The sequence below is a fragment of the Prosthecodimorpha hirschii genome, from assembly GCF_001305515.1.
Taxonomy (GTDB): domain Bacteria; phylum Pseudomonadota; class Alphaproteobacteria; order Rhizobiales; family Ancalomicrobiaceae; genus Prosthecodimorpha; species Prosthecodimorpha hirschii.
In genome coordinates this window covers 1,764,799-1,786,729 of the sequence record NZ_LJYW01000001.1, presented here as the reverse complement: position 1 = coordinate 1,786,729, position 21,931 = coordinate 1,764,799, and the positions used below count along the sequence as shown (strand labels likewise).

At 68.0% G+C, this 21,931-nt stretch carries 23 protein-coding genes; 1 reads left to right on the top strand and 22 read right to left on the bottom strand.

All coding sequences use genetic code 11. From position 1 onward, the window contains the following. Positions 1-25 precede the first annotated feature (25 nt). The 6 genes from gspD to ABB55_RS07745 form a co-directional block, all read right to left on the bottom strand. Positions 26-2,455, bottom strand: coding sequence for a type II secretion system secretin GspD (gene gspD, locus ABB55_RS07770; protein WP_054358301.1), 2,430 nt, complete (start codon positions 2,453-2,455; stop codon positions 26-28). Positions 2,456-2,841: 386 nt separating this feature from the next. Further along, positions 2,842-3,219, bottom strand: coding sequence for a type III secretion system chaperone family protein (locus ABB55_RS07765; protein WP_054358300.1), 378 nt, complete (start codon positions 3,217-3,219; stop codon positions 2,842-2,844). Then, on the bottom strand, positions 3,219-4,469 hold the full coding sequence (locus ABB55_RS07760) for an HrpJ domain-containing protein (RefSeq protein WP_054358299.1): 1,251 nt from the start codon (positions 4,467-4,469) through the stop codon (positions 3,219-3,221). Before ABB55_RS07760 ends, ABB55_RS07765 begins: the two co-directional genes overlap by 1 nt. 234 nt (positions 4,470-4,703) lie before the next feature. Beyond that, complete coding sequence (locus ABB55_RS07755; protein ID WP_083463442.1) at positions 4,704-5,021, bottom strand: EscF/YscF/HrpA family type III secretion system needle major subunit; 318 nt, start codon at positions 5,019-5,021, stop codon at positions 4,704-4,706. A gap of 21 nt (positions 5,022-5,042) precedes the next feature. Continuing rightward, the gene (locus tag ABB55_RS07750) at positions 5,043-5,300 is read right to left on the bottom strand and encodes an EscE/YscE/SsaE family type III secretion system needle protein co-chaperone (protein WP_054358298.1); all 258 of its coding nucleotides are present in this window, start codon (positions 5,298-5,300) and stop codon (positions 5,043-5,045) included. Further along, the gene (locus ABB55_RS07745; RefSeq protein WP_054358297.1) at positions 5,297-5,986 is read right to left on the bottom strand and encodes a Crp/Fnr family transcriptional regulator; all 690 of its coding nucleotides are present in this window, start codon (positions 5,984-5,986) and stop codon (positions 5,297-5,299) included. The genes ABB55_RS07750 and ABB55_RS07745 overlap by 4 nt, the downstream gene beginning before the upstream one ends. Positions 5,987-6,464: 478 nt before the next feature. Between ABB55_RS07745 and ABB55_RS07740 the strand changes: the two genes are divergently transcribed. Further along, on the top strand, positions 6,465-8,744 hold the full coding sequence (locus ABB55_RS07740; protein WP_054358296.1) for an FHA domain-containing protein: 2,280 nt from the start codon (positions 6,465-6,467) through the stop codon (positions 8,742-8,744). Positions 8,745-8,995: 251 nt separating this feature from the next. Here ABB55_RS07740 and sctU read toward each other — a convergent pair whose 3' ends face one another. The 16 genes from sctU to ABB55_RS07660 all read right to left on the bottom strand — a co-directional run bounded on the left by sctU (position 8,996) and on the right by ABB55_RS07660 (position 21,914). Continuing rightward, on the bottom strand, positions 8,996-10,129 hold the full coding sequence (gene sctU / locus ABB55_RS07735; RefSeq protein WP_054358295.1) for a type III secretion system export apparatus subunit SctU: 1,134 nt from the start codon (positions 10,127-10,129) through the stop codon (positions 8,996-8,998). Continuing rightward, positions 10,126-10,974: a type III secretion system export apparatus subunit SctT gene (gene sctT / locus ABB55_RS07730; protein ID WP_054358294.1), complete on the bottom strand. Its 849-nt coding sequence runs from the start codon at positions 10,972-10,974 to the stop codon at positions 10,126-10,128. The genes sctU and sctT overlap by 4 nt, the downstream gene beginning before the upstream one ends. 7 nt (positions 10,975-10,981) lie before the next feature. After that, positions 10,982-11,248, bottom strand: a complete 267-nt coding sequence (sctS, locus tag ABB55_RS07725; RefSeq protein ID WP_054358293.1) for a type III secretion system export apparatus subunit SctS — start codon at positions 11,246-11,248, stop codon at positions 10,982-10,984. A 10-nt stretch (positions 11,249-11,258) separates the two neighbouring features. After that, positions 11,259-11,900 carry a type III secretion system export apparatus subunit SctR gene (gene sctR, locus ABB55_RS07720; protein WP_054358292.1) on the bottom strand — a complete coding sequence of 214 codons (642 nt, stop codon included), beginning with the start codon at positions 11,898-11,900 and terminating at the stop codon, positions 11,259-11,261. A gap of 92 nt (positions 11,901-11,992) precedes the next feature. Next, on the bottom strand, positions 11,993-13,027 hold the full coding sequence (locus tag ABB55_RS07715; RefSeq protein ID WP_054358291.1) for a FliM/FliN family flagellar motor switch protein: 1,035 nt from the start codon (positions 13,025-13,027) through the stop codon (positions 11,993-11,995). Next, complete coding sequence (locus ABB55_RS07710; RefSeq protein ID WP_054358290.1) at positions 13,024-13,773, bottom strand: hypothetical protein; 750 nt, start codon at positions 13,771-13,773, stop codon at positions 13,024-13,026. The genes ABB55_RS07715 and ABB55_RS07710 overlap by 4 nt, the downstream gene beginning before the upstream one ends. Next, the gene (gene sctO / locus ABB55_RS07705) at positions 13,770-14,249 is read right to left on the bottom strand and encodes a type III secretion system stalk subunit SctO (RefSeq protein WP_054358289.1); all 480 of its coding nucleotides are present in this window, start codon (positions 14,247-14,249) and stop codon (positions 13,770-13,772) included. Before sctO ends, ABB55_RS07710 begins: the two co-directional genes overlap by 4 nt. Next, positions 14,246-15,550 carry a type III secretion system ATPase SctN gene (sctN, locus tag ABB55_RS07700; protein WP_152982241.1) on the bottom strand — a complete coding sequence of 435 codons (1,305 nt, stop codon included), beginning with the start codon at positions 15,548-15,550 and terminating at the stop codon, positions 14,246-14,248. The genes sctO and sctN overlap by 4 nt, the downstream gene beginning before the upstream one ends. A 71-nt stretch (positions 15,551-15,621) precedes the next feature. Next, on the bottom strand, positions 15,622-16,275 hold the full coding sequence (gene sctL, locus ABB55_RS07695) for a type III secretion system stator protein SctL (protein ID WP_054358287.1): 654 nt from the start codon (positions 16,273-16,275) through the stop codon (positions 15,622-15,624). Next, a complete protein-coding gene (locus ABB55_RS07690; RefSeq protein WP_054358286.1) occupies positions 16,254-16,988 on the bottom strand; it encodes a hypothetical protein in 735 nt (244 codons plus the stop codon). Before ABB55_RS07690 ends, sctL begins: the two co-directional genes overlap by 22 nt. Positions 16,989-17,103: 115 nt before the next feature. Then, a complete protein-coding gene (sctJ, locus tag ABB55_RS07685) occupies positions 17,104-17,904 on the bottom strand; it encodes a type III secretion system inner membrane ring lipoprotein SctJ (protein ID WP_200912009.1) in 801 nt (266 codons plus the stop codon). A 43-nt stretch (positions 17,905-17,947) separates the two neighbouring features. Beyond that, positions 17,948-18,670, bottom strand: coding sequence for a type III secretion system inner rod subunit SctI (sctI, locus tag ABB55_RS07680; RefSeq protein WP_054358285.1), 723 nt, complete (start codon positions 18,668-18,670; stop codon positions 17,948-17,950). Between the two features lie 338 nt (positions 18,671-19,008). After that, entirely contained in the window at positions 19,009-19,299 is a 291-nt protein-coding gene (locus ABB55_RS07675; protein WP_054358284.1) for a hypothetical protein, read from the bottom strand. Positions 19,300-19,406: 107 nt separating this feature from the next. Next, on the bottom strand, positions 19,407-20,198 hold the full coding sequence (locus ABB55_RS07670) for a hypothetical protein (RefSeq protein ID WP_054358283.1): 792 nt from the start codon (positions 20,196-20,198) through the stop codon (positions 19,407-19,409). Further along, a complete protein-coding gene (locus ABB55_RS07665; RefSeq protein WP_054358282.1) occupies positions 20,195-20,746 on the bottom strand; it encodes a hypothetical protein in 552 nt (183 codons plus the stop codon). Before ABB55_RS07665 ends, ABB55_RS07670 begins: the two co-directional genes overlap by 4 nt. Beyond that, a complete protein-coding gene (locus ABB55_RS07660) occupies positions 20,739-21,914 on the bottom strand; it encodes a MotA/TolQ/ExbB proton channel family protein (protein ID WP_054358281.1) in 1,176 nt (391 codons plus the stop codon). The genes ABB55_RS07665 and ABB55_RS07660 overlap by 8 nt, the downstream gene beginning before the upstream one ends. Between the last annotated feature and the right edge of the window lie 17 nt (positions 21,915-21,931).

Sequence of the window (21,931 nt, the reverse complement as noted above, 5' to 3'; positions counted from 1 at the left end):
CTCCGCTCGGCCGGCCGCGCTTGCGTCAGCGCGGCATGTTCTTCGGATAGAGAGTCTTGTGCAGCATGCGCGTGATGTTGTCGATTTCGGAAGTCCGGCGCACCACGCGCGGCGTGATCATCACCAGCATCTCGACCCGGCCGACGGTGTCGGACGTCTGTTTGAACAGTTCGCCCAGATAGGGAACGTTCTTCAGAACCGGGACGCCGGATTCGGTCTTGTCGTGCCGTTCCTGGATCAGGCCGCCGAGCAGGGCGGTATGACCGGATTGGACCAGGATGTCCGACTTCATCTGGCGGTTGGAGATGACCGGGGTGACGTTGCCGTTGAGCGTCGTATCCTGCGGCTTCGAAACCGATTGGTTGATCGCCAGCAGCACGCCGTTGTTGGAGCGGACTTTCGGCGTCACCTCCAGGATGATGCCGGTATCCTTGACTTCGATCTGCTGGGTGACCGTGACGTTGCCGACATTGTTCGACTGCTGCGTCCGCGTCGCAAACGGGATCTGGTCGCCGATCTGCAGCCGGGCGGAAGAGCCGTCGACGACCGTCAGGTAGGGCGAAGACAGAACCTTGACGTTGGTCACGCCCTGCAGGGCGGTCATCACCACGCCGATATCGGATTGCCCGATGGTCGCCGTCGCGGTCGCGACGCCGCCGGAGCCGCCCGGATCGCGGGCGGTCGGGTCTGCGGAGGCGCGGATGTTGATGCCCGCCGCCTGCAGGAACCACTGAACGCCGTATTGCAGCTGGTGGTTGATGGTCACTTCGAGGACGGTCGCCTCGATCACCACCTGGGCCTGCGGCACGTCGAGGGCGCGGACGACCTCCTTGACGCGCTTGAACATGGTGTAGTTCGAGTTGATCAGGAGCGTATTGTTGCGCGTGTCGGCCGCGATGCGGATGGCCTCCGTGCCGCCGACGACCACGCTGCCCTGACCGGACGCGGGCCGGCCGGCGCCGTTGCCGCCCCCGCCGTTGCCGCCGTTGGAATCGGGCTGGTCGAAGCCGTTGCCGCGTCGGCCGCCGCCACCACCACCCCCGCCGCCGCCCATGGCGAAGCCGGGGGGCGTGACGTTGTTGCCGTCTTCGTCGAATTCCGGCGACGACTGCTGGACGCGCGGGGCCATGGCGGCGGCAGCGGAGCCTTGGCCCTGCCCCTGTCCACCACCGCCGCCGCGGTTCGAACCGTCCTGAACCTTGGAGCCCTGCCGATTGCCGCCCTGGCCGCTGCCGGCCAGGATCGCGATCAGCTGCTGCGCCACCTGATCGGCGGAGAGATATTCGAGCGGGATGATGCGCAGGCTGACTTCGTCCGAAAGGTCGCGATCGAGTTCGGCGATCAGGCGGCGTACGCCTTCCATCATGCGGGCATCGCGGGTGCCGACCAGAAGCGACTGCTGGTTCTCCAGCGGAACGATCGTGATCTGGTCGACCTGGCTGGTCGTGCGGGTGCGATAGAATTCAATCAGCTTGGCCGCGACCACCTCTGGTGCGGACTGGCGCAATTGGATGATGGCGACCCGATCGTCGCCGAGGCCGTTGGCGCCGAGCGTGCCGATCAACTCCTCCAGCTTCTGCAGATCCTGGGACGGACCGCGCAGCAGCAGGGAATCCGGCGAGCTCGTCGCCTCGATCTGCACGTAGTCGGGCAGCAGCGGGCGGATAAACTGGACATATTCCGGGGCGGAGCCGCGGCGCAGCCGCACCACGCGCGTCGTCGTGTCGCCGATCCGGCTGGCCGCCGTGGCTGCCTCGAAGGCCGCCATCTGGTCGCCGCGGCCGATCTGGAACACGCCGTTGGAGAGCCGCATGACCAGCCCGTCGCGGGCCAGGATGTCGCGCACGATCTGCAGCACCTGCGCCTTGGGCACGGGCTGCTCGGTCCTGAAGGTGACGCTGCCGCCGAGGCCTTGCGGCGCCACATAGTTGACGCCGAGCGCACCGCCCAGCATCTGCTTCAGGAAGAAGTCGAGCGTCGCATTCTCGAAGGACACCGTGACGCGGTCGTCCGGGTTCTGCAGGTTGGAGCCGGCCTTGCGCAGATCGAGCAGGTCGTTCTGGATGCCGGCGTCCGATTGGGCTGCCGCCAATTCGACCCGGACGCTGCCCATATAGCCGACGATCGGGCGATACTTGTCGCTGCGCCGGGCATTGACCACGCTGGTGTCGATGATCGGTCCGCGCCGGGCGGCTTCGCCCGTATAGAGCTTCGGGTTGTCGTCGCCGCCGAACAGGGTCGTGCGCTGATTGAGGGCAGACAGGAAGCCGCCGTTGCAGGCGCCGTCGTCAACCCGTTCGACACCCTCGGTATGACCGACCGCGCAGGCATCGCCGCGAATGCTGGAACAGCCGGGCAGCGCCAGTGCGACGACGGCGAGAAGGCCCCAGGACGCCTTGGAAGGCCGGCCCGGAGCGTGGCTCCATTCGCCCGCCGCTTCGGCAAGCCGCGACAACAGGGATCGAAGTCTGCCTCCCGCGGTCCGGCCGGCTGCAGAAGACGCAATGGGTCGACCGGATTCCTCCCGCTCGGGAGCGAATGCCGTATCGGTCCGGGCCGCGCCGTCCCCGACCCTGTCGGTCGGGACCCGAATCGGTCCGGCGCGCCTCAATTCCACACCCCATCCCGACATTCGGTCCAGGCCTCACCCCGATTCACGTATTCGATACTAACAGATCGCACCTGCCCTTCTACGGCAGGCTACGGATTGCATACTAGATTTCGGGCAGCCATTGCCCGAACGACACACGGTCGCGCAATCGACGGGAGCACGGCACGGGAAAGGGCACGTCTGGCCTCCGGAGGTGGTCGATCAAGTCGTTGATCGGACGAACGAAACCATCAGCCGAAGGCGCTGCGCAGATCGAGCAGGCGGCGCAGCCATTGGTCGAGTGTCGGAAGGTCGAGATGGCGCTGATCGAGGTTGACAGCCGCCACGAAGCTGCCGTCCGGGGCCATCCCGGTATGAAGGTACCGTCCGGTCGCCGGATCATGGGTTGCGGCCGCAAGCAGTTGCCGGGGACCGGAGGCGTCGCGGCGCTCCGGCATCCAGGCAAGGCTCATGACCACCCGGTCGTCCGAGGCGGGCGTGATCGACAAGGTGCCGGATCGGGCGAAGCGAAAGGCGTAGCTGCCGTCTGCGGAGGCCCGCGCCGGCAAGCCCATGGCGCCCGCGAAGGTCTCGACCGTGACGAGGGCTGCGCTGGAAAGGCTGGCCATCAGTTGCTGCGCTCCTGGTCACGCTTGCGCTTGTCGCGGACATCCTTGTCCCGGTCCTTCTCCTCCATCTCCTCCTCGTAGGCGGCTTCCTCTTCCGCGACGAGATTGTTGAGAAGGGTTCCCAGGGTGCTGACCTGCTGGAGCCGTGCCTGCATCGACGGCATCAGGTCGTCCGGCAACTGGGCATGAAGGAGCTTCAGCCCGTTGGCGAAAACGACCTGCGTCTGCGGGCCGGCCTTTTCGTAGCTGCCGAGCAGGCCCCGCGCGTCGGTCAGGCTGGTCGCCATCTTCGCCGCGAAATTCAGAAGCTTGCTGGTGGTTTCCTCGGGCGAGCCGATGCCCCGGCCCGCGGCCGGCAACATGCGCTCGGTCTTGTCGACCAGTTCCCGGCTCGACTCGAACACCGTCTGCAGCTTCTTGAGCTTGGAGATCTCGGTCAGCAGGCCATGCAGGAAGGTCGGATCCGAGGACGGGCCGGTCATGTTCATGTCGCGGCCGGCAATCTCCCGGAAGACCTCGCAAATCTCGGCGAACTTCTTCGAGATGTCGAACTTGGCGATCTGGTCGAACAATTGCCCCATATTGCCGGATTCGCGCAGCATCTGGCGGTAGGTGTCGCGCACCTTGCCGGGATCCGTCTCCAGCGTCGCCGCCTCGCGCTCGGCGATCTCGGCGGCCGCAAAGCCGGCGCGCACGTCGCGGCCGAGGTCGCCGCGTTCGAAATCGCCGCGCGCCTCCTCCAGGAGCGCCATGAAGGATTCGCCGACATCGGTGGTGCCGAAATATTCCAGCGCCATGTCGAGGGCGGCGTATTGGTGCGTCACGTCGCCGTCGAACTTCTGCAGCGCGGCGAGGATGTCCTCCTTGGAAACCGACCCGCCGCCTCCGCCGCCGGCCTCGCCCAGGAGATCCTCGAAGGTCTGCAACTGGTCGATCAGGGCCTTGAGCGCGTCCTCGCGCGGCATGTTGGGCAGCTTGTCGTAATAGTCGGCGATGCGCGCGAGGGCCTCCAGATTGGCGCCGCGCCCCTGCCGGACTTCGCGCTGGCCGAGCGACTTCTTGTCGGCGCGATGGGCCACCGACATGCCGATCTCCTCGGCGGCATCGGAAAGCTTCGAGGCCTCGTCGGTGGTCGCGACCCGCTCGCCGCGATACTCTCCGCGCACCTCGCGCATGACTTCGACGCCGACCGGCGAGATCACGTTCTCGGTGGCGATCGTCTGTCTGATGGATTCGAGGGGACCGGCCACCAGAACCTTCTCCGCTGTCTCGGACGGGTGTTCGGGTCAAAATAGCCAGATCAGGCAAGTGCAGTGTGACGGACGTCACAGTGCCGGATCGCTGGCTGTCAGCCCGCCGATAGGTTCCCGCACAGAACAAGGCCCGCCGGCACAGCCGACGGGCCTGACATTCTCATGACAGTCGACGCAATCACTTGAGAGCCGGCACGATGTGCCGGCCGCGTGACGGCCCCGGTGACAACGTCACGCGACGTTGCGGGCGATCGACTTCAGCGTATCGGAGACGCTCTTGAGCACGTTGGTGCGCAGGTTCGAGATCGCCGACCAGGTGTTCATGGCCATCTGCATGGAGAACATCTTCTCGGTGTCCGAGAGGTTCGCGTTCTGCTCGATGGCGCGGATGTCGTCCTCGATCTTGGTCATCTGTTCGGACAGATAGCGCTGGCGCCAGACCAGGTCGAAGCCGTCGCGGTTCACATAGTCGCTGATCCACTGCGCGCCGTTGTTGCCGCCGTTGGTGAGCGTATCGACCCAGAGGGCCGAGCCTGTGGTCTGCGTCATGAGGTTCCCCTCCCCGAGAGGTCAAGTTGTAGGAAAAGCTAACACGATCTCTTTTGCCGCCGCAAGCGCACGGGAAAGAGATGTGGCACGGGTGTAGTCGGCGGGAGGAAGTCCCGCCGACAGATCTTCCTCGACCGCCATCGCCGCGCGGTCGAGCAGTTCCAGGAGTTCCTCTCGGAACGCCGAGGCTTCCGGGCCGCGCAACCGTTCCTCGATCTCCGTCATGCCGAACGGGAGATCGGGGAGAACCGCCTGTGCGGGCTCGTGGGTCGGGATCATTCGTCCTCCTGCAGGGCAAGCAGTTCGAGCTTGTTGCGATCGACGATGATGATGGAACGGTTCTGGGTGACGATCCAGCCGGACCGCTCCCAGCTCTTCAGCGCGCGATTGACATTGCCGCGGGCGCCGCGCGCCATCAGGCCGAGATCGGTCTGGTTGACGACCGAGCCGATGCAGGCGCAGTCCCGGCCCTTGTAGGGCATGCGCGTGCCCAGCCCGTCGGCGAGCCGCAGCACCGCCTGGGCGAGCCGCGCCGACAGGCTGCGCAGGCTCAGATTGCGGGTCAGTTCGATATAGGACCGGTAGCGCCGCGCCACGAGACGCGCGAGAGCCTGATCGAGCTCCGGATGGCGCTGGCCGAGGCTGCGAAATGTGCGTGCCGAAACGCTCGCCACCGTCGCGCTGCCGACCGCCGTCGCCATGTCGCAATGCAGGCCGCGCTCGAAGACGCCCAACTCGCCGAAGGCTTCCCCGGGCGGCAGGATGGCGAACAGGATCGCCGAGCCGTCTTCCAGGAGCTGCGACAGGCGGACATGGCCGGCGCGTACGAAGTACAACTGCTCGGCGTCGTCTTCCTGCAAATATATGAATTCGTTGTTGCCGTAGTTGCGCAACGTCAGAGCCGACTGCAAGGCCGCCTTCGCTTCGTTGCCGATCGATGCGAACTCGGTATCCGCTCGAGACATCCATGCCCTCCGGCGGCCCGTCGGCGACCTGCCCCCTCACGTCGCATAGCCACCCCGGGCGGCTGCGGCCTCCCGGAGCGGTCTTGGCATTGTATACGACGCTTGCATGCATCAGCGCAATCTCATGCAGCACAAAGCCGTTCGGGTGATACCGATGGGCAACGGAGCAGGATGCCGGCTATGCCCGGCGGGTCGGTGCGGGGTCACCATGCTGGATGACCCGGGTCGATCAGCGCGGGGGCCTGACGGATCGCACGTTAGCCGATCCGGGTCGGGCGATTGTGCCGAACGGCACATCTGTCATTGGAAATGCCGATAAGTGTTGCGTACAATTGGACCGGTCGCACTTTGCTGCGCGGGGCCGGGGCTGTAGTCTCGCCGACGCTGCGCAGCCATCCGATCGGGACGGCGGCTTTGTGACCTGAACGCTACCCCGGCGGGGCGGCGTCAGCGCGGCGGATTGGCACGGCGGAGCGTCATGGCGGACGGTACGGAGTCGGAACGGACGATCCTCAAGATCCTGAACGGGCAGCAGTCCGGCGCCGAGGTGTCGCTGACGCCGGGGGATTATGCGCTCGGATCCGGTCCGGACGACGATATCCAGCTGGTCGATGTCAGTCTCAGGCCGGGGCACCTGAAGCTCCGCGTCGCGGTCGGCAAGATCCAGATCGCCGGCGGGTCGGGCTCGTTCCGGACGGCCAACGGCCTGATCGTCGCGGCCGGGAACCAGGACTGGCAGGAGGTCGAGCCGCTCGACGTGATCACCGCCGGCACGACCCGATTCGCACTCGGGCCGCCGACGGCCAAGTGGTCGACGATCGCCGAGGACGATTCCGAAAAGGGCATGGACCCGCTCGCCCGCGCCAAGGCGGCCGGCCAGGCGCGGCCGCGCAACGAAGGCGGCGGCCGCTCGGCCCTGCCGTGGGTCGCGGTCATCGCGGCACTTGGTTTCGGCGGCTGGTACGTCTGGGAGCATTACGGCAAGGTCGGCAAGCAGGTGGCGGTCGACCAGCGCTCGGATGTCGAGATCCTGCGCGACGCGCTGAACCAGTTTCCCTTCGGCCGCCCGATCGATATCCGACGGGAAGTCGACGGCACCATCTACGTCAACGGCTATGTCGAGACCCAGGTCGAACGCCGGGCTCTGGCCAATGCCATCGAGAAGACCAATGTCGCTGCCTATCCGCGCATCTGGGTGCTCGCCTCGCTGCGCAACGAGATCGACAATCTGATCAAGTCGCGCCAGCTTGCGCTGACCAGCTCGGTCACGGGCAACGGCGAGGTCGCCATCGAGGGGGTGGTGCTCGATGCCGAGACGGCCGACAAGTTCGTCGCCCTGCTGCGCGACAACGTGCTCGGCATTCGCGCGCTCGACAACCGCATCCGCACCGCCCGCATCCTGCTGCGCGACGTGGAGCGGCTCGGACGCCAGAACCAGATCGATCCCTTCGTCCTGTTCCGCCTCGACAAGGAACTGATCGAGGCGAGCGGCATCGTACCGACCACCCGGCTCGACGCCTGGCTGGCCTTCATGCAGTCCTATTCGGCGCGCTTCGCCAAGGATATCGGCCTGCGTTCGCTGGTCCAGGTGCAGGCCGAGAACGGCGAACGCGGTCCGGTCGTGCCCTTCGTCATCGGCGGCAAGGCCGGCGAGGGCGAACTGCTGATCGATCCGGAGCAGATCAAGTCCGGTCGCTACGACTTCAACACGCTCTACGGCAATGGCGGACTGGCACGCCCCGGCGGCCAGGCCGGCGGTCCCGGTCGGCCCGGCGACGGACGGCCGGGACCCGGTCCGCGCGTCGGCGGGGCCGGCGGCCTCGGCAGTCTGGGCGGCGGCACGGCCCCGGTTCCGGAGGCGATCACGGCGGCGGCGGCCCTCGACGGTGCCCGCCTGCGCGATCAGGCGCGCACGCTGATCGAGCGATGGCGCGAGGGCGGCGCGTTGCCGGAACGCAACGGCTTCAGCCCCGGCACGCTCGCCGCGGCGCTCAACGCGCTGTCCAAGGTCGGCTGGGCCGGTCCGGGCGGCACCGCGGCGCCGACCGAAGGCGGCCGCGTCTCCGCCGTCTATCTGGCGGCCTTGCGCGAGCAGCGGGCCGGGCCGGAGCAACTCTGCTGGCCGGGCGCGCGCGTGACCACCGCAAGCCTGACGGCGTCGCTGTTTTGGCTCGATCTCCTGAGCGTCTCGACCGACCTGTCGCTGGCGAGCTTCGATCAGGCCGAGCAGCGCGTGCTGATCGATACCGCGATGAATCCGCGCGGTGTCGCGGCCTGTGCGGCGTTCGGCAAGGCGCCGATGGCGGCGGCGATCAATGCTGCATCGGCATCGAACGGCGCCGGCGGCAGTGGATCTGCCGGTAACGGCACCGCGGCCAGTGCTTCGTCCGGCAATGGCTCCGCGGGCAACGGCGCCGGAAGTGCGAAGCCGGTGGCCGGCAAGGCGGCGGGCGACAAGCCGGCCTCGGTGATCGACAATTCGCTCTACATGGACGAGGTCCGGCGCAATCCGGAATTCGTCCGCTTCGTGGTGCGCGATCTGCCGACCTTCCCGCTCGACATCACCGGCGTCAGCATCGGGCCGGACCGCTATGTGCAGACCCGCGACGGGCGCAAGCTGCCGGAGGGCACCTCGCTCGACACCGCGTCCCGGATCGCTTCGGTCTCGGAACTCGGTGCGCTGGTGCAGATCAAGGACGGCAACGCCGTCCTGGTCTTCGATCCCGCCATCAACTGGGTCGCTTCGAGCCGGTTCTGATACCGACGGTCATGGAATGATCGTCGGTATTCTATACGCGAATTTCTCATGCCTCTGACGCCTATGAGAAATTCGCGTTGCCTCAACGGCCCGATGCGTCAGCATCCTGGGCCGTTGGTATGAGAGCCGGTTCCGACCGTCGAAGGCGCCACCCCGGCGGGACGGGTCGCGATCGCCCCCCTGGAGGGGCACTCCGCGCCGTCGGCGTGGCCCACCGTCTCTCCGGGCTCCGCCTGAACCGGGACCTTCCGTCACATCCGGTGTGCGACGCCCTCGGTGACGCGGTGGTCGCCGGCTTCCATGTCGATGACGCCGTGGGGCAGGGGCCCCTTGTAGAGCGTATCCTTGTTGCGCTCGACCCAGGCCAGCACCTCGGCGATGGCATCGAACAGTTCGTCCGGCACGAACTCGCCCGGATCGCAATCGGCGAACAGCGCGCGCGCCAGCGGCACGTTGCGGAAGATCGGCACGCCGGCCTGTTCGGCCTCGGTGCGCAGGTAGTGGGCCTGCAGGTTGCGGCCCTTGGCGACGATCATCGGCAGCGGAAGTTCGTCCGGCCGGTAGGCGATGCAGACGGCGAAATGGGTCGGGTTGATCACGACCGCGCTCGACTTGCGCGCCTGGTGGCCGCCGTCGCCCATGATCAGTTCCATGGCGAGCTGCTTGCGGTGGCCCTTGATGTGGGGATCGCCTTCGCTTTCCTTGTATTCGCGCTTCACCTCGTCCTTCGACATCATCAGGCTCTTGGTATAGGTGTGGCGCTGATAGGCGAAGTCGATCAGGGCGACCACGATCAGGGCGAAGGCCGTGTAGGCCAACAGCTTGCCCATATAGAGGCTGGCGACGGAGGCGAGGCAGGTCAGGCCGCAGGGCAGGGCGGTCAGGAAGGCGCCCATGGAATCGCGCACGACGAAATAGAGCAGGATCGACAGGAAGATGATCTTGGCGACCGACTTCAGGTTCTCGATCAGGTTCTTCATCGAGAAGATTTTCTTGAAGCCCTGGGCCGGACTGATCTTGTCCAGCTTGGGCGTCAGGTTCTCGAGCGCGAAGATGCTGCCGAACTGCATGTAGTTGGCCGCAATGGCCGAGAAGATGGCGACGCCGAGCACCGGCATCATGATGCTGACGCCTTCCGAGAAGGCGATCGAAATGCCGTTATAGGCGTTGGTGCGGAAGTCGCCGGTGGACAGCTGCGCGATGTCGTTCATCAAGGCGATCAGGCGCATGTTGGTCGACTGCGAGGTCGCCCACAGATAGGCGATCACCGACAGGAGCGAGATGGTCGTGACCACCTCCTGGCTGCGGGCGACCTGACCCTTGGCGCGCGCGTCGCGCACCTTCTTGGGTGTCGGCAGTTCGGTTTTTTCGCCGCCTTCGCTCATGGCCGTACCGTGCCTCCCGGAGGCTGCAGCTGGCGGATCTTCTCGCCGGCCTTCAGCATATTGTAGAACGTATCGGCCATTCCCGGAATGGTCAGCATCTGCTTGGCCGAGTAGGGCATCAGGATGCTGAAGTAGAAGATCAGCACGAAGATCGCCAAGGCGCTCTTGATCGGCATGGCCAGGATGAAGACCTGGATCTGCGGTGCGAAGCGACTGACCATGGCGAGCGCGAATTCGGCCATGAACATGATCGCGATGATCGGCGCCGCCAGCACGAACATCAGCCGGAAGGCGTGATCGAACATCAGCAGCAGCATCTTCGGGAACTGGTCGGAGATCAGCGGGACGGTGCGGTCCGCCGGCCAGGCGCCGTAGGAGGCATAGAGCAGCCCGAAGATCGGCAGCACGGCCCCGGTGATGAACAGATAGGTCAGGAAGACCTGGCTGAACATGTTGCCGATCGGGCTGGTCTCGTGGCCGTGCAGCGGGTCCACGCTGGAGGCGATGGCGGCGCCGCGCTGGTTGTCGATGAAGGCGCCGGCGGACTGCACCACCCAGAAGATCCAGCCGACCAGATAGCCGAGCAGGAAGCCGATGACGTATTCCTTGGCGAAATGCAGCGCAAAGACCGGCGGCGTTCGCTCGATCGCCAGCGCATAGTCGAAATTCACCGGCAGGACCGGCAGGCAGAGCACGAACACGGTCGCGGTGCGCGACAGGCGCGGCACCGAGGTCGCGGTGAAGATCTGCGACGTCGCCAGGAAGCCGTGGATGCGCGGCCAGGTCAGCAGGAGCGCGATGATCTCCTGATCGTAGATCGACCAGAGCGAGCGGAGCACATCCATTGGGGCGTCAGGTCAGGTTCGGGAAGTCGTTGAAGAGCTTCAGCGTGAAGTTCAGGATCTCCGCGCCCAGAAAGCCCGACATGCCCGCAATGGTGATCGCGACCGCGATCAGCTTGATGGCGAAGGACAGGGTCTGTTCCTGGATCTGGGTCAGGGCCTGGATCAGGCTGACCAGGATGCCGACGAAGGAGGCGACCGCGATCGGCGGCATCGAGAGGAGCATGACCAGCATCATGGCCTCGGTGACTTCATGCAGGGCCGTGGCAGGGGTCATGGTTCGTCCCTCAGATGTAGGTCTTCACGAGGCCGAGGATCAGCCGCGACCAACCGTCCACCATCACGAACAGGAACAGCTTGAACGGCAGCGAGATGGTCAGCGGCGACACCATCATCATGCCCATGGCGAGCAGGATGTTGGAGACGATCAGGTCGATGGCGATGAAGGGCAGGTAGAGCAGGAAGCCGATCTCGAAGGCCTCGCGCAACTGGCTGACCGTGAAGGCCGGGAGCACGATGACGAGCGAGTCCTGATCGATCCGGTCGACCAGCTTCTGCGGCCAGAGCGACTTGGCCGCCTCCATGAAGAACAGCTTCTCGCGCTCGGCGGCATGCTTCTTGAGGAAGCCGACCAGCGGCCCCTTGCCGTCCTCATAGGCGCGGCGCATGCCCTCGGCCGAATTGATCGAATACTGGCCGGCCGACAGGATGTCGTAGGTCTCCACGATCACCGGCGTCATGATGTAGCCGGCGAGGATGATCGCCAGCGCGTTCATGGCCATGTTGGGCGGGATCGACTGCACGCCGAGCGCGTTGCGCACGAGCAGGAACACGACCGAAAGCTTGATGAACGCGGTCGCCACCACGGCCAGGAAAGGCACCAGCGCGGCCAGCGCCAGTACGATGATCAGATTCAGCGGATCCGTCACGAACGGCCTCGTCGCGGGTGGTCTCGGGAGCGGAGCGCCGTCCGATGGACCGCACGGCGCCGAAGGGGTGTCGGGTAAGCGACCGGTCCGGCCTACCGGGACAGGTTGAGCCGGGTCAGCCGGACGGCGACGCGGTCGTCGAGCCGGACCAGATCGCCCGTGCCGATCACCTCGCCATTGGCCCGGACGGTGATCTCAATCCCTTCCTTGGGGGCCGGCAGATCGAGGGCGACGATGGCGCCGGGCTGCCAGGATTCCAGATCGGCGATCGGAACCGTGGTGCGGCCGAGGTCGAAATCGAGCGCGACGGTCAGTCCGCCGGCGGTGGGTTGGTCGGACATGCGCGAGGCTCCGGAACGGGTTTCGGCGCGCCAGCGGCGCTCGGTGCGGCGGGCGACCACCGTCCAGCGGCCGTTCTCGGCCTTCAGGTCGATGGCCAGATCGCCGGCGTGAAGGACGGCGGTGCGGCCGACGGTCTCGGCCAGCACGACGAAATCGCCGGGACGCAGGGCCCGGGCCTCGACGACCGGTAGGTCGATGGCGCCGAGCGCCAGCGAGACCTCCGCGGTCAGCCGGGTCTTCAGATCGGACCAGGCGGCCCGCGCCGCGAAGCTGCCGGAGCCAAGGGCGCGGCCGAGCACGACCGGATCGACGCCGAAATCGAAGGTGATCGGCTCGGGCGCGAGGCCGCGCAGGCTGACGGCGAACCAGCGCAGCCGCTTCATCTCCGGGCGGTCGGACAGGCCGCCGACCGATCCGGTGCCGGCCAGCCGCAGGGCACCGGCGCGGTGTGCCGGCAGCGCGCCGGCGATCATCGCCACGATGCCTTCCAGGATGGCGCCGCGCAGCCCGTCGGGCAGGTCGAACAGTTCGGCCGGCTGCAGGTCGGAATTGAACAGCGCCTTGAACGGGAAGCTGGTCAGCGAGATCAAGGCCTTGGCGCTGTCCGCGCCCTCGACGATCAGCGCCGCGCCGGCCGGTGCCGGGCGCTCGGCCAGTTCGAAGGTCAGCGAGGCATTGGCCGGACCGAGGCGGATCGGCTCGCCGGCATAGCTCAGGATGGCGGTCCAGAGCTTGGCCTCGTCGAGCTTCATGCCGAGTTCGGGAGGCAGGAAGGCCTGGGTCATGCGCGCGCGCTCCCGCCGGCGAAAAGGCTCGAAAAGGCGGACAGGCCGCTGCCGTCCGCGATCGCCTCGTCCCGGTCGGCGACGACGCTCTCGCGGATGGTCACCCGGCGGCCCTCGAAGCGGCGGGCCAGCGCGGCGGCCAGTTCGGCGGCGGCCGGGGCGAGGTCGATCTCGTGGCCGGCGCGGACGAGCAGGATGTCGAGGCTGGTCGGGGTGATCGAGACCTGCAGCTCGCGCAGACCCGCCGGCGCCACGGCGGCCCAGCCGGCATCGGCCATCTGCAGACGCAGGGCGATCGGATCGCCCGGGCGGCGGCCGAGATCGGCCGCCAGCGCCGATTCGATACGGGCCGACACGGTCTCGGCCATGGCGCCGGCCTCGGCGGCGCGGCGCCCGGCCTCGGACTGGAATTCAGGAACCGCGAGAGCAAGCGGGTCAGGGGGCGGGCCGGTCAGGCCGCCGGACCACTGCGCCGTCGCCAGCACGCGCGCGGCGTCGTCGGTCTTCGGTGCCGGATCGCGCGTCTCGGCCTCCGCGTCGCCGGGCCGCCGGGTCGCGGCCATGCGGGCGCCGAAGGCCTTGGCGCGATCGGCCATGGCGAGGCGGTCGGACAGGCGCCGGTCGCCGCCGGTGTTCATGCGCGCATTGGCGTCCGCGCCGGCGCGCGTGCGGGAATCGAGGCCCTGCTGCAGGCCTTCGCGGGCCTGGTCGAAGGGCCCCCGTCCGGAATTGGCGATCTCGCTCATGCCGGTTGCTCCCTCTTGCGCGAGAACAGATCCTCGATCTCGTTCTCCTCGGCCAGTCCCAGTTCCGCCGCGATGGTCGCGCCGACCTCGGTGGTCAGGATCTGGTACTTGTCACGGTCCTTGACGCATTTGTTGTAGATGTTGGTCGCTTCCTGCAGTTCCTTCTCGATCCGCATCATGACGTGGCGGGCACGTTCGACATCGTCGACCAGGATCTGATGCTCGGCCTCGAGCCGCAGGACCTTGCCCTTGGTTTCCTTGATGCCGTCGACATTGGTGCGGGTGCCGATGATCTCCTGATAGATGGCATCCTCGCGGGCGCGCAGGGTGCGCCGGCTTTCCTCCATCACGCCGCGGCGCTCGTCCACGGCGATCTGCGCGTCGCGGAGATCCTGGCGCTTCTTCTGCATATTGCGCAGCGCCTGATCTTCTTTCAGCTGCTTGACGCGCAGCAGGGTCTTCAGCTGGCCGATCATCGGGTGAGCGCCTTCAGCTTGTCGAGCGTGGTCTGAAAGGCGTCGAACTCGTCGGTGCGCTGCTGCAGGAACTGGTTGATCGGCTTGTACTTGGCGATCGCCATGTCGGAATCGGCGTCGCTGCCCTTCTTGTATTCGCCGACCTTCACGAGCAGTTCCACGTCGGCATAGGTGGCGAGCCAGGACAGCACCTTGCGGGCCATCAGGACGTGCTCCTTCGGCACCACCTTGTCCATCACGCGGCTCTTCGAGGTCAGCACGTCGATGGCCGGATAGTGGCCGCCGGCGGCGAGCTTGCGCGACAGGATGATGTGGCCGTCCAGGATCGAGCGCGTCTCGTCGGCGACGGGCTCGTTCATGTCGTCGCCTTCGACCAGCACCGTGTACATGGCGGTGATCGAGCCCTTGTCGTTCATGCCGACCCGCTCCATCAGCTTGGGCAGGTTGGCGAAGACCGAGGGCGGGAAGCCGCGCCGGGTCGGCGGCTCGCCGGCGGCGAGGCCGATCTCGCGCAGCGCGCGGGCGAAGCGGGTCACCGAATCCATCAGGAACAGGACGCGCTGGTTCTTGTCGCGGAAATATTCGGCGATCGCGGTCGCGATGAAGGCCGCCTTGGCGCGCTCCATCGAGCTCTTGTCGGAGGTCGCCACCACGATGATCGACTTGGCCATGCCTTCCGGGCCGAGATCGTGCTCGATGAACTCGCGCACCTCGCGGCCGCGCTCGCCGATCAGCGCCATCACGGTCACGTCGACGGCGGCGCCCTTGACCAGCATGGAGAGGAGCGTCGACTTGCCGCCGCCGGCCGCCGCGAAAATGCCCAGGCGTTGGCCTTCGCCGACCGTCAGCATGGCGTCGATCGCGCGCACGCCCATGGAGATCGGCTCGTCGATCACCCGCCGCTTCATCGGGTCCGGCGGGTTCTGGTAGACCGGGTAATGCGTCTCGGGTTCGAAGGGGCGGTCGAGACCGTCGACGAAATTGCCGAGCCCGTCGATGACGCGGCCCATCAGGCCGGGGCCGACGGCGACCGACTGGACGCGCCCGGTCAGGCGCACCTCGGTCTTCGGCGACACGCCCTGGGTCTCGCCGATCGGCGACAGCAGGGCCTGGTCGTCGAGAAAGCCGACGCATTCGGCCATCAGGCGGGCGCCGGTCTGGCGGGTGTAGAGTTCGACGATCTCGCCGACCTGGATCTCCGGGACGGAGGCATGGATGATCGTGCCGACCACCTTGCGCACCCGGCCGGTCAGGCCGAACGGGCGGAACTCGCCGACGCGTTCGTCCAGCGCCGCCGGCATGCGCTTCAGCGCCGCGCGGATGCGGTTCTTGCGCTCGCGCTCGGGGCCGCGACCGGGGCGGGGCAGGTCGTTCATCGATGCGCCCCCTCCGCGGCATCCTCCTCGGCGATCACGACCGCGCTGCGGCGCAGGATCGCCTCAAGCTCGTCGAGCCGCTGGGCGAAATGACCGTCGACGCGGCCGACCGGCGATTCCACGATGATGCGCGGCGGATCGAGCGAGGGATCCTCGACCACGTCGATCAGGTCGATCTCGGGGAAGCCCGCCTTGATGTCGCCGATCGAGCGGCGGAAATGCTCGATCTGGCTGGGGGCGAGCGAGAGCTGGATGCGCTTTTCCCGCCGCATCTGCTTCAGCGCGGCCCGCACCATGGCCTCCGCCTTGTCCTGGTCGGAGAAGCCGTCGACCAGCTTGCGCACCGCATGGATGACGAGATTGGTCAGGTCGCGGTCGATGTCGCGCAGCGCGTCGTCGAGGACGCGGCTTTCCTCCACGATGCGACCGACCGCCTGCATGCGGGCCTGTTCGAGGCCTTCCTCGAAGCCGCGGATCTTCTCGGCCGCATAGGCGTCGCGCGCTTCCTGGCGGATGCGCTCGGCTTCCTGCTCGGCGGCCTTCAGAAGTGCAGTGGCGGCGTCGAGCGGCTCGACCTCGCCTCCGCGCAGCACATGGGCGCCGGCGGACAGACGAAAGCCGAGTTCTTTCAGCCGATAATAGCCGACCATGACGGCAGCCTCCGGCGCATGAGTTTCACGATGTGGTCGACATGACCGGGCTGCAGCGCGGCGACGGCGTCGCGCCGGCCGGCCGGTGCGGCGTCGGCATGCAGCCGGGCCAGCACGAAGGGCAGGATCTCGGGCTCGACGGCCTCGACATAGTTCAGCGCCACATGCAGGCCGAAGCGGTTGACCGCGTCGACCCGCCCCTGCGCGGCATCCGGCGGCGTGGTCAGGATGTCGGACTCGGCCGGCAGCCGGTCGAGTTCGGCGAGGCTCGCATGCATGAACGGCGCCTCGTGAACCGCGACCGCGAAGGCGTCGCTGCCGAGCGCCTTCTGGGCCGCGATCCGGTCGCTTTTCAGAAGCATGCCGGCGATCCGCTTGTGCAGCACCGTCGCGGCCAGGATCATGGATGCCCGGTCGACCTCGATCGCACGCTCGGTGGCGAAGAGCAGGGCGAGCCGGCTCTTCGGCTGGGTCATCAGGCGATCGACGGTCGCCCGCGAGACCGGATTGCCGGTCAGCCGCAACCGCTCGCGGACCGCCCGGTTGATCGGCGCGGCGAAGGCCGGATGAGACGACAGGGCGCGGATGTCAGAGCCGGGCAATGGGGCGATGGCCAGCGCATCGACGTCCATGCGGCCGATCGGGCGCAGAATCGCATCGGCGAACCGGATCGCCGGGCCGAGCGCCTTGATGTCGGGTGCTGCCGCCGTCACCGGTCGGTCCTCGGTTTGGCCGGGCGATGCCCGCCCGCCGGGTTCGGTTGCCGCCACGCATTGCCACCGCCCTGCGTGCCGTGCCGGACCCGGGAGCGGCCGGTCGGCCGGCCGCTCATGACGGTTCGACCAGTGCGTTGGACCCGTCGCGGCGCGACCGGCCCTTGCGGGCATAGGCGACGAGGCTGGCGATCAGGGCGACCATGAGGGCCGCGATCAGGGCGCCGGTGCCGGACACGATCTGCCAGAAGCGGGTCGCGTCTGCCGTCTTGATCGAAACGCCGGGCACGACCTCGGTGAACTGCGCCGCCTCCGGGCCGGGCGTCGCGACCTTGGTCGGCTGCGCATCGGCGAGCACCACGGTCACGGCCGAATATTCGAGGCCTTCGATCGCGCTCGACACCAGGCGCCGGATCTGGGGGACGAAGAAGTCGAGATCGACGCCGGGCTGATGCTTGATGAACACCGCCGCCGAGGACGGCTTGACCGGCTGGCCGAGCTGCGGCGCGTCGGGCAGCACGATATGGACCCGCGCCGTCACCACGCCGTCGATATTGGACAGCGTCTGCGCCACGTCCTCGCCGAGCGCATAGATGTACCGAACCCGCTCCTCGAAAGGCGACGACATGATGCCGGACTTCTGGAACACCTTGCCGATCGATTCGCGCGAACTGCGCGGATAGCCGGTATCCTTCAGCAGCGCGATGGCGCGCAGCATGTCCTTGGATTCGACCGTGATCTTGAAGCCTTCCTTGCCGACGGAAACCTTTTCGGCCTGAACGCCGTTGGACATCAGGACCGCCAGGATCTGGTTGGCTTCCGGTTCCGTCAGGTTCGAATAGAGGTCGTTCTGGCAGCCGGCGAGAGCCAGCGCACCGATGAGGACACAGACGCGCAAGAGGAACTTGGACAGCAAGGCGGCACCACTTCGTCGGTCGGAACTGTCGGAGCCGGGCCGATCACTGGCCCTTCATCAGAGTATCGAAAGCTTGTGTCGATTTGCCCGTCAGCTTGGACGTGACCTCGACCAGGAGCGAAAAGCGCACCAGTTCCATCTGCATGGCCATCATGGTGTTCACGTCCATGTGGCTGTGCGACATCAGCTTGCCGAGTTGCGCCTCGCGGGCGTCGAACACGCCGCGCAGCTTCTGCATGCCCTCGATGATCGCGTCGCCGCTGCCCTCGGCCGGCACCGTGGTCTTGGCCGCCGGCGCGTCGAGTTCGAGGGCGCGCCGGGCGCGCTCGCGATCGGTCGTCGCGGCGGTCCCCGATGTCGGCGTCGGGGTGGTCTGCGAAATCGTCGTCTGACCGTTGACCGTCTGGCCGGCAACCGGACGGGCACCCGTGGTCGGCTGTCCGTTCAGGGCCGGTGCGGCGCCGGGCTGGCCGGTGACCGGCCGTGCGCCGCCTGGTCCGCCGAAAAGCTGGCTGAGCCGCATGCCGCCGGTGGCGGTCGATACGGAATCGGTCGCGACCGCGCCGGCGACCGGCTTCGGCGCATCGACGGCCGCGACCTTGGTGGTCTGGCCGCCGCTCACCGCACGGTCGAGGGCCGAGTCGAAAAGGCCGGTGCTCTTCTTGTCGGGCGAGGCCGCCGTTTTCAGCACCTCATAGCCGGAATGTTCGGAATGGCCGGTAGACGCCGCCAACTGGCCGCCCAGCGAGAAACCGATCGTGGTCATGTCAGCCGTCCCTCATGCCGTCCCGCTTCGTGCGACCGCAAACCGCCGGCGGCTCGCCAGTCCGAACCGCCCCGATGGAGCGCTTCTCGCACGCATACAATTGGATACGAATTGCACCGCTACGGCAAGCGTTGCATACGTACGATTCATTAACCCGGAGCGAAATCACCGGGTGTGATGAACGTCACAGGCTGATGCGCTGCCGCGGACCTGCGGCCGTCGTGGCCGGTCCGGCGGCCATGCGCCACGGCCGGCCGGCCCGGCAAGGGATGCCGGGAAAAGGTGCAGAGATGCACCTGCCCGATTTTGCGCCGGCCAGGACCCGGACGGTCGCCCGATCAGATCGGGGTATTCTTGCCGGGGTCGTAGTAGACGCCGTTCTTGCTCAGTTCGGCGACCGGGTCGAACTTGCTCGATTCCTTGTTCTTCTCGAGGTTGAGAACGCTCTTGTCGTTCAGATAGTCCTCGAAGGAATCGGTCTTGGCGTCGTTCGACGGCTGCAGGCGCTTGTCGTTCGACTTGTCGATCTGCAGCTTCGAATCGACCGGCAGCGGATCGCGGGTGGTCCGATCGCTGACCGGCTCCGGGATCGGGACGGTGCTGGAGCGCTGGATGCTGTCGATACCCATGGCGTGGTCTCCTCCTGATGGGCGGCCCGCTGTGACCGGAATGCGGCGCGGGCGGCGATATCGGGCATTCCGAATGGGTTTGCGGATGAGTTCCCCAAGTCGGATGGTCAGGTCCGCCGCCGGGAGGGGCGACGGGTTTCGGCGTAGATGACCAGGGCGAGGCTCGCCGTCACGGCGAGAAGCGCCAGGATCATGCGTCCGTACCGGCCGAGCCGTTCGGACAGAGTTTCCCCCTGAACCGGGCTGCCGTCCAGACCGCCACCGTTCCGGCCTCCCGGCACCGGCCGGTCGACGCGTTCGCCACCCGAGCCGGCGATGATCTCGGCGAGGCCGGCGCGAAAGCGGCCGGGGTCTGCTGAGCGGGCGACGAGGGCCTCGAAGGCCGGCGCCCAGGCCGCGCCGTTCGCCTGCCCGCCGACGCGGAGCGCGGCCGGGACCGACAATTCCCGCCAGGATCGGCCATCGCGCACGAGACGTGCCGTTACGGCGCCGTACCAGGCGGCATCGAAGACATAGAGGCGGACCGCACCCGGCTCGGCCAGCAAGGTCGCGGCTGCGATGCGGGCCGCGGCGCTCGCCTGGTCGATGCCGGCGAGGGCGAGGACGGTCCGGGTCCGACGGCCCGGAATGCCGATCTCGATGCGCTCGGCATGCAGGTCGACGGTCAGGCCGGGGGCCGCGGGACCGCGCAGGCGCAACAGTTCGACCAGTCCGGCCGGCGCTTCCGGGCGGTGCGTCCGGGTGTCGAGATCGCGGCTGGCCTCGATCGGTGCCGGCCGGGTCGCCGGTTCCGGCGTGCCCGAACGGGCGAGCAGCACGATCAGGATCAGCAGGAAGGCGGCAAAGACGTTGGCCGACAGGTCGGCCGCCACGGTCATGCCGACGCGGTCGCCGATCATGGCCGTCCCTCCCGATCGCCGGTCCGGCGGGTCCGGCAGGCGGCGGCGAGATCCGGCCGCTCGGCGAAGCTGCAGGCGCGATCGAGCCGCACCTGACGGATCTCCTGCGGCCCGCGTGCGGCCAGCACCGGTTCCAGCGCGAAGGCGGTATCCTCGCCGCCGGGCTCGATCAGGAGGAGGACGGCACGGCCGTCCCGCCGCGCGCGGGCGAGCCGGTCGGCTAGGCCCGGATGGTCGGCGATGGCATCCGCGCCGATCCGCTCGACGGTCTCCGCGCTGCTCCCGGCCGGCGCGGGATCGACCAGCGCGAGCCCGTCCGGGCCGGCCAGGATCGCGTCGGCGGCCGCACCGTCGACCCGGTACTCGGCGAGCGCCAGCACCTCGGCGAGCGACTTCAGCCGCGCGCGCTCCTGGACGGCCGCGACGCCGACGCTCGGCAGGATCATCAACACGGCGAGCAGGCAGATCGCCCCCATGCCGAAGAAGAGGTCGGTCAGCGGGTCGAAGCCGTCGCGTTCGGTTTCGTCGTCGGCGATCCGGTCAGCCATGGCGGACGGCCTCCGTGGCGACGAGCGCGCCGACCACCCGGCGCGCCTCGGCGGCGAGTTCGGTCTCGCGGCGCTCCATGACGGCGATCAGCAGCGAGGCGACGATCGAGCCGATCAGGCCGAGCAGGGTGGTTTCGAACTTGATGGCGAGGCCGGCGAGGCTGGCCGCGATATCGGCGCCGCCGCCGCCCGCGCCGAGGCCCTGCGGCAGTTCCGCCATGGCGGCGGCGAGGCCGACCACGGTGCCGAGGAAGCCGAGCAGGGGCAGGAACGGGACCAGGCCGCGGGCGAATTGGCGGGCGGCGCGGTGGAAGCCGTCCTGGGCGGCCGCGGGCGACAAGGGACCCGCGTCGGACTCCGGTCCGCCGCTGCGGGCGACCCAGTCGGCGACGAGGCGTAAGAGCCGGCTCGACGGCCGCGCCGCGATCTCGTCGGCCACCAGGGCGTTCAGATCGGCCGCCGATCCGCCGGCGCGGGCCCGGCCGTGCCGGCGCAGGCTCGCCAGTGCGGCGGCGTCGGCGAGATGCAGCCGCAGCGCATCGGCCAGATGGGCGAGAATGACGAAGAACAGCACGATGATCGCGCTGTGCAGCGCCGTGCTGCCGGCCAGCGCCGTGACCAGGATGCCGGACGGGCCGGCGGGTGCGAGCGTCTTCAGCCAGGGCAGGGCGAGATGGAAGGCGAGGCCGAGCGCGGCGCCGAGGAACAGCGCGGCGAGGCTCGACTGCACGCCGACCGGCCCGGTCGTGCCGAGCGGATCGGCCCAGAAGGCCGCGAAGCGGGCTTCGGTCTCGGATGCGAGCACGCGGCTGGCGAAGAAGGCGACCAGGATCTGCGGCCAGAGCACCGCCTCCGCGCCGCCGATCCCCGCGGTTCCCGGGCCGCCGACGGTCGTTCCGTCGCCCGACGGGCCGCCGCCGACCGCCGCCGCCGGGTCGAACAGCAGCGGCATCGCCAGCGTGAGACCGCCGATCAGCAGCACGGCGCCACGCAGGAGGTCGGGATGGCGCAGCGCCAGGGGCGGGAACTGGGCCAGCACCAGGCCGGCCACGCCGAGCGCGGCAGCCGCCAGAACGGGCCCCGGCCAGTTGCCGGCGTGGATCGCCAGATGCAGCGCGAAGGCACCCGCGAGACCGACGGCATAGATCGTGACCTTCTGGCGATCCACGAACCGGTCCCCCGCGC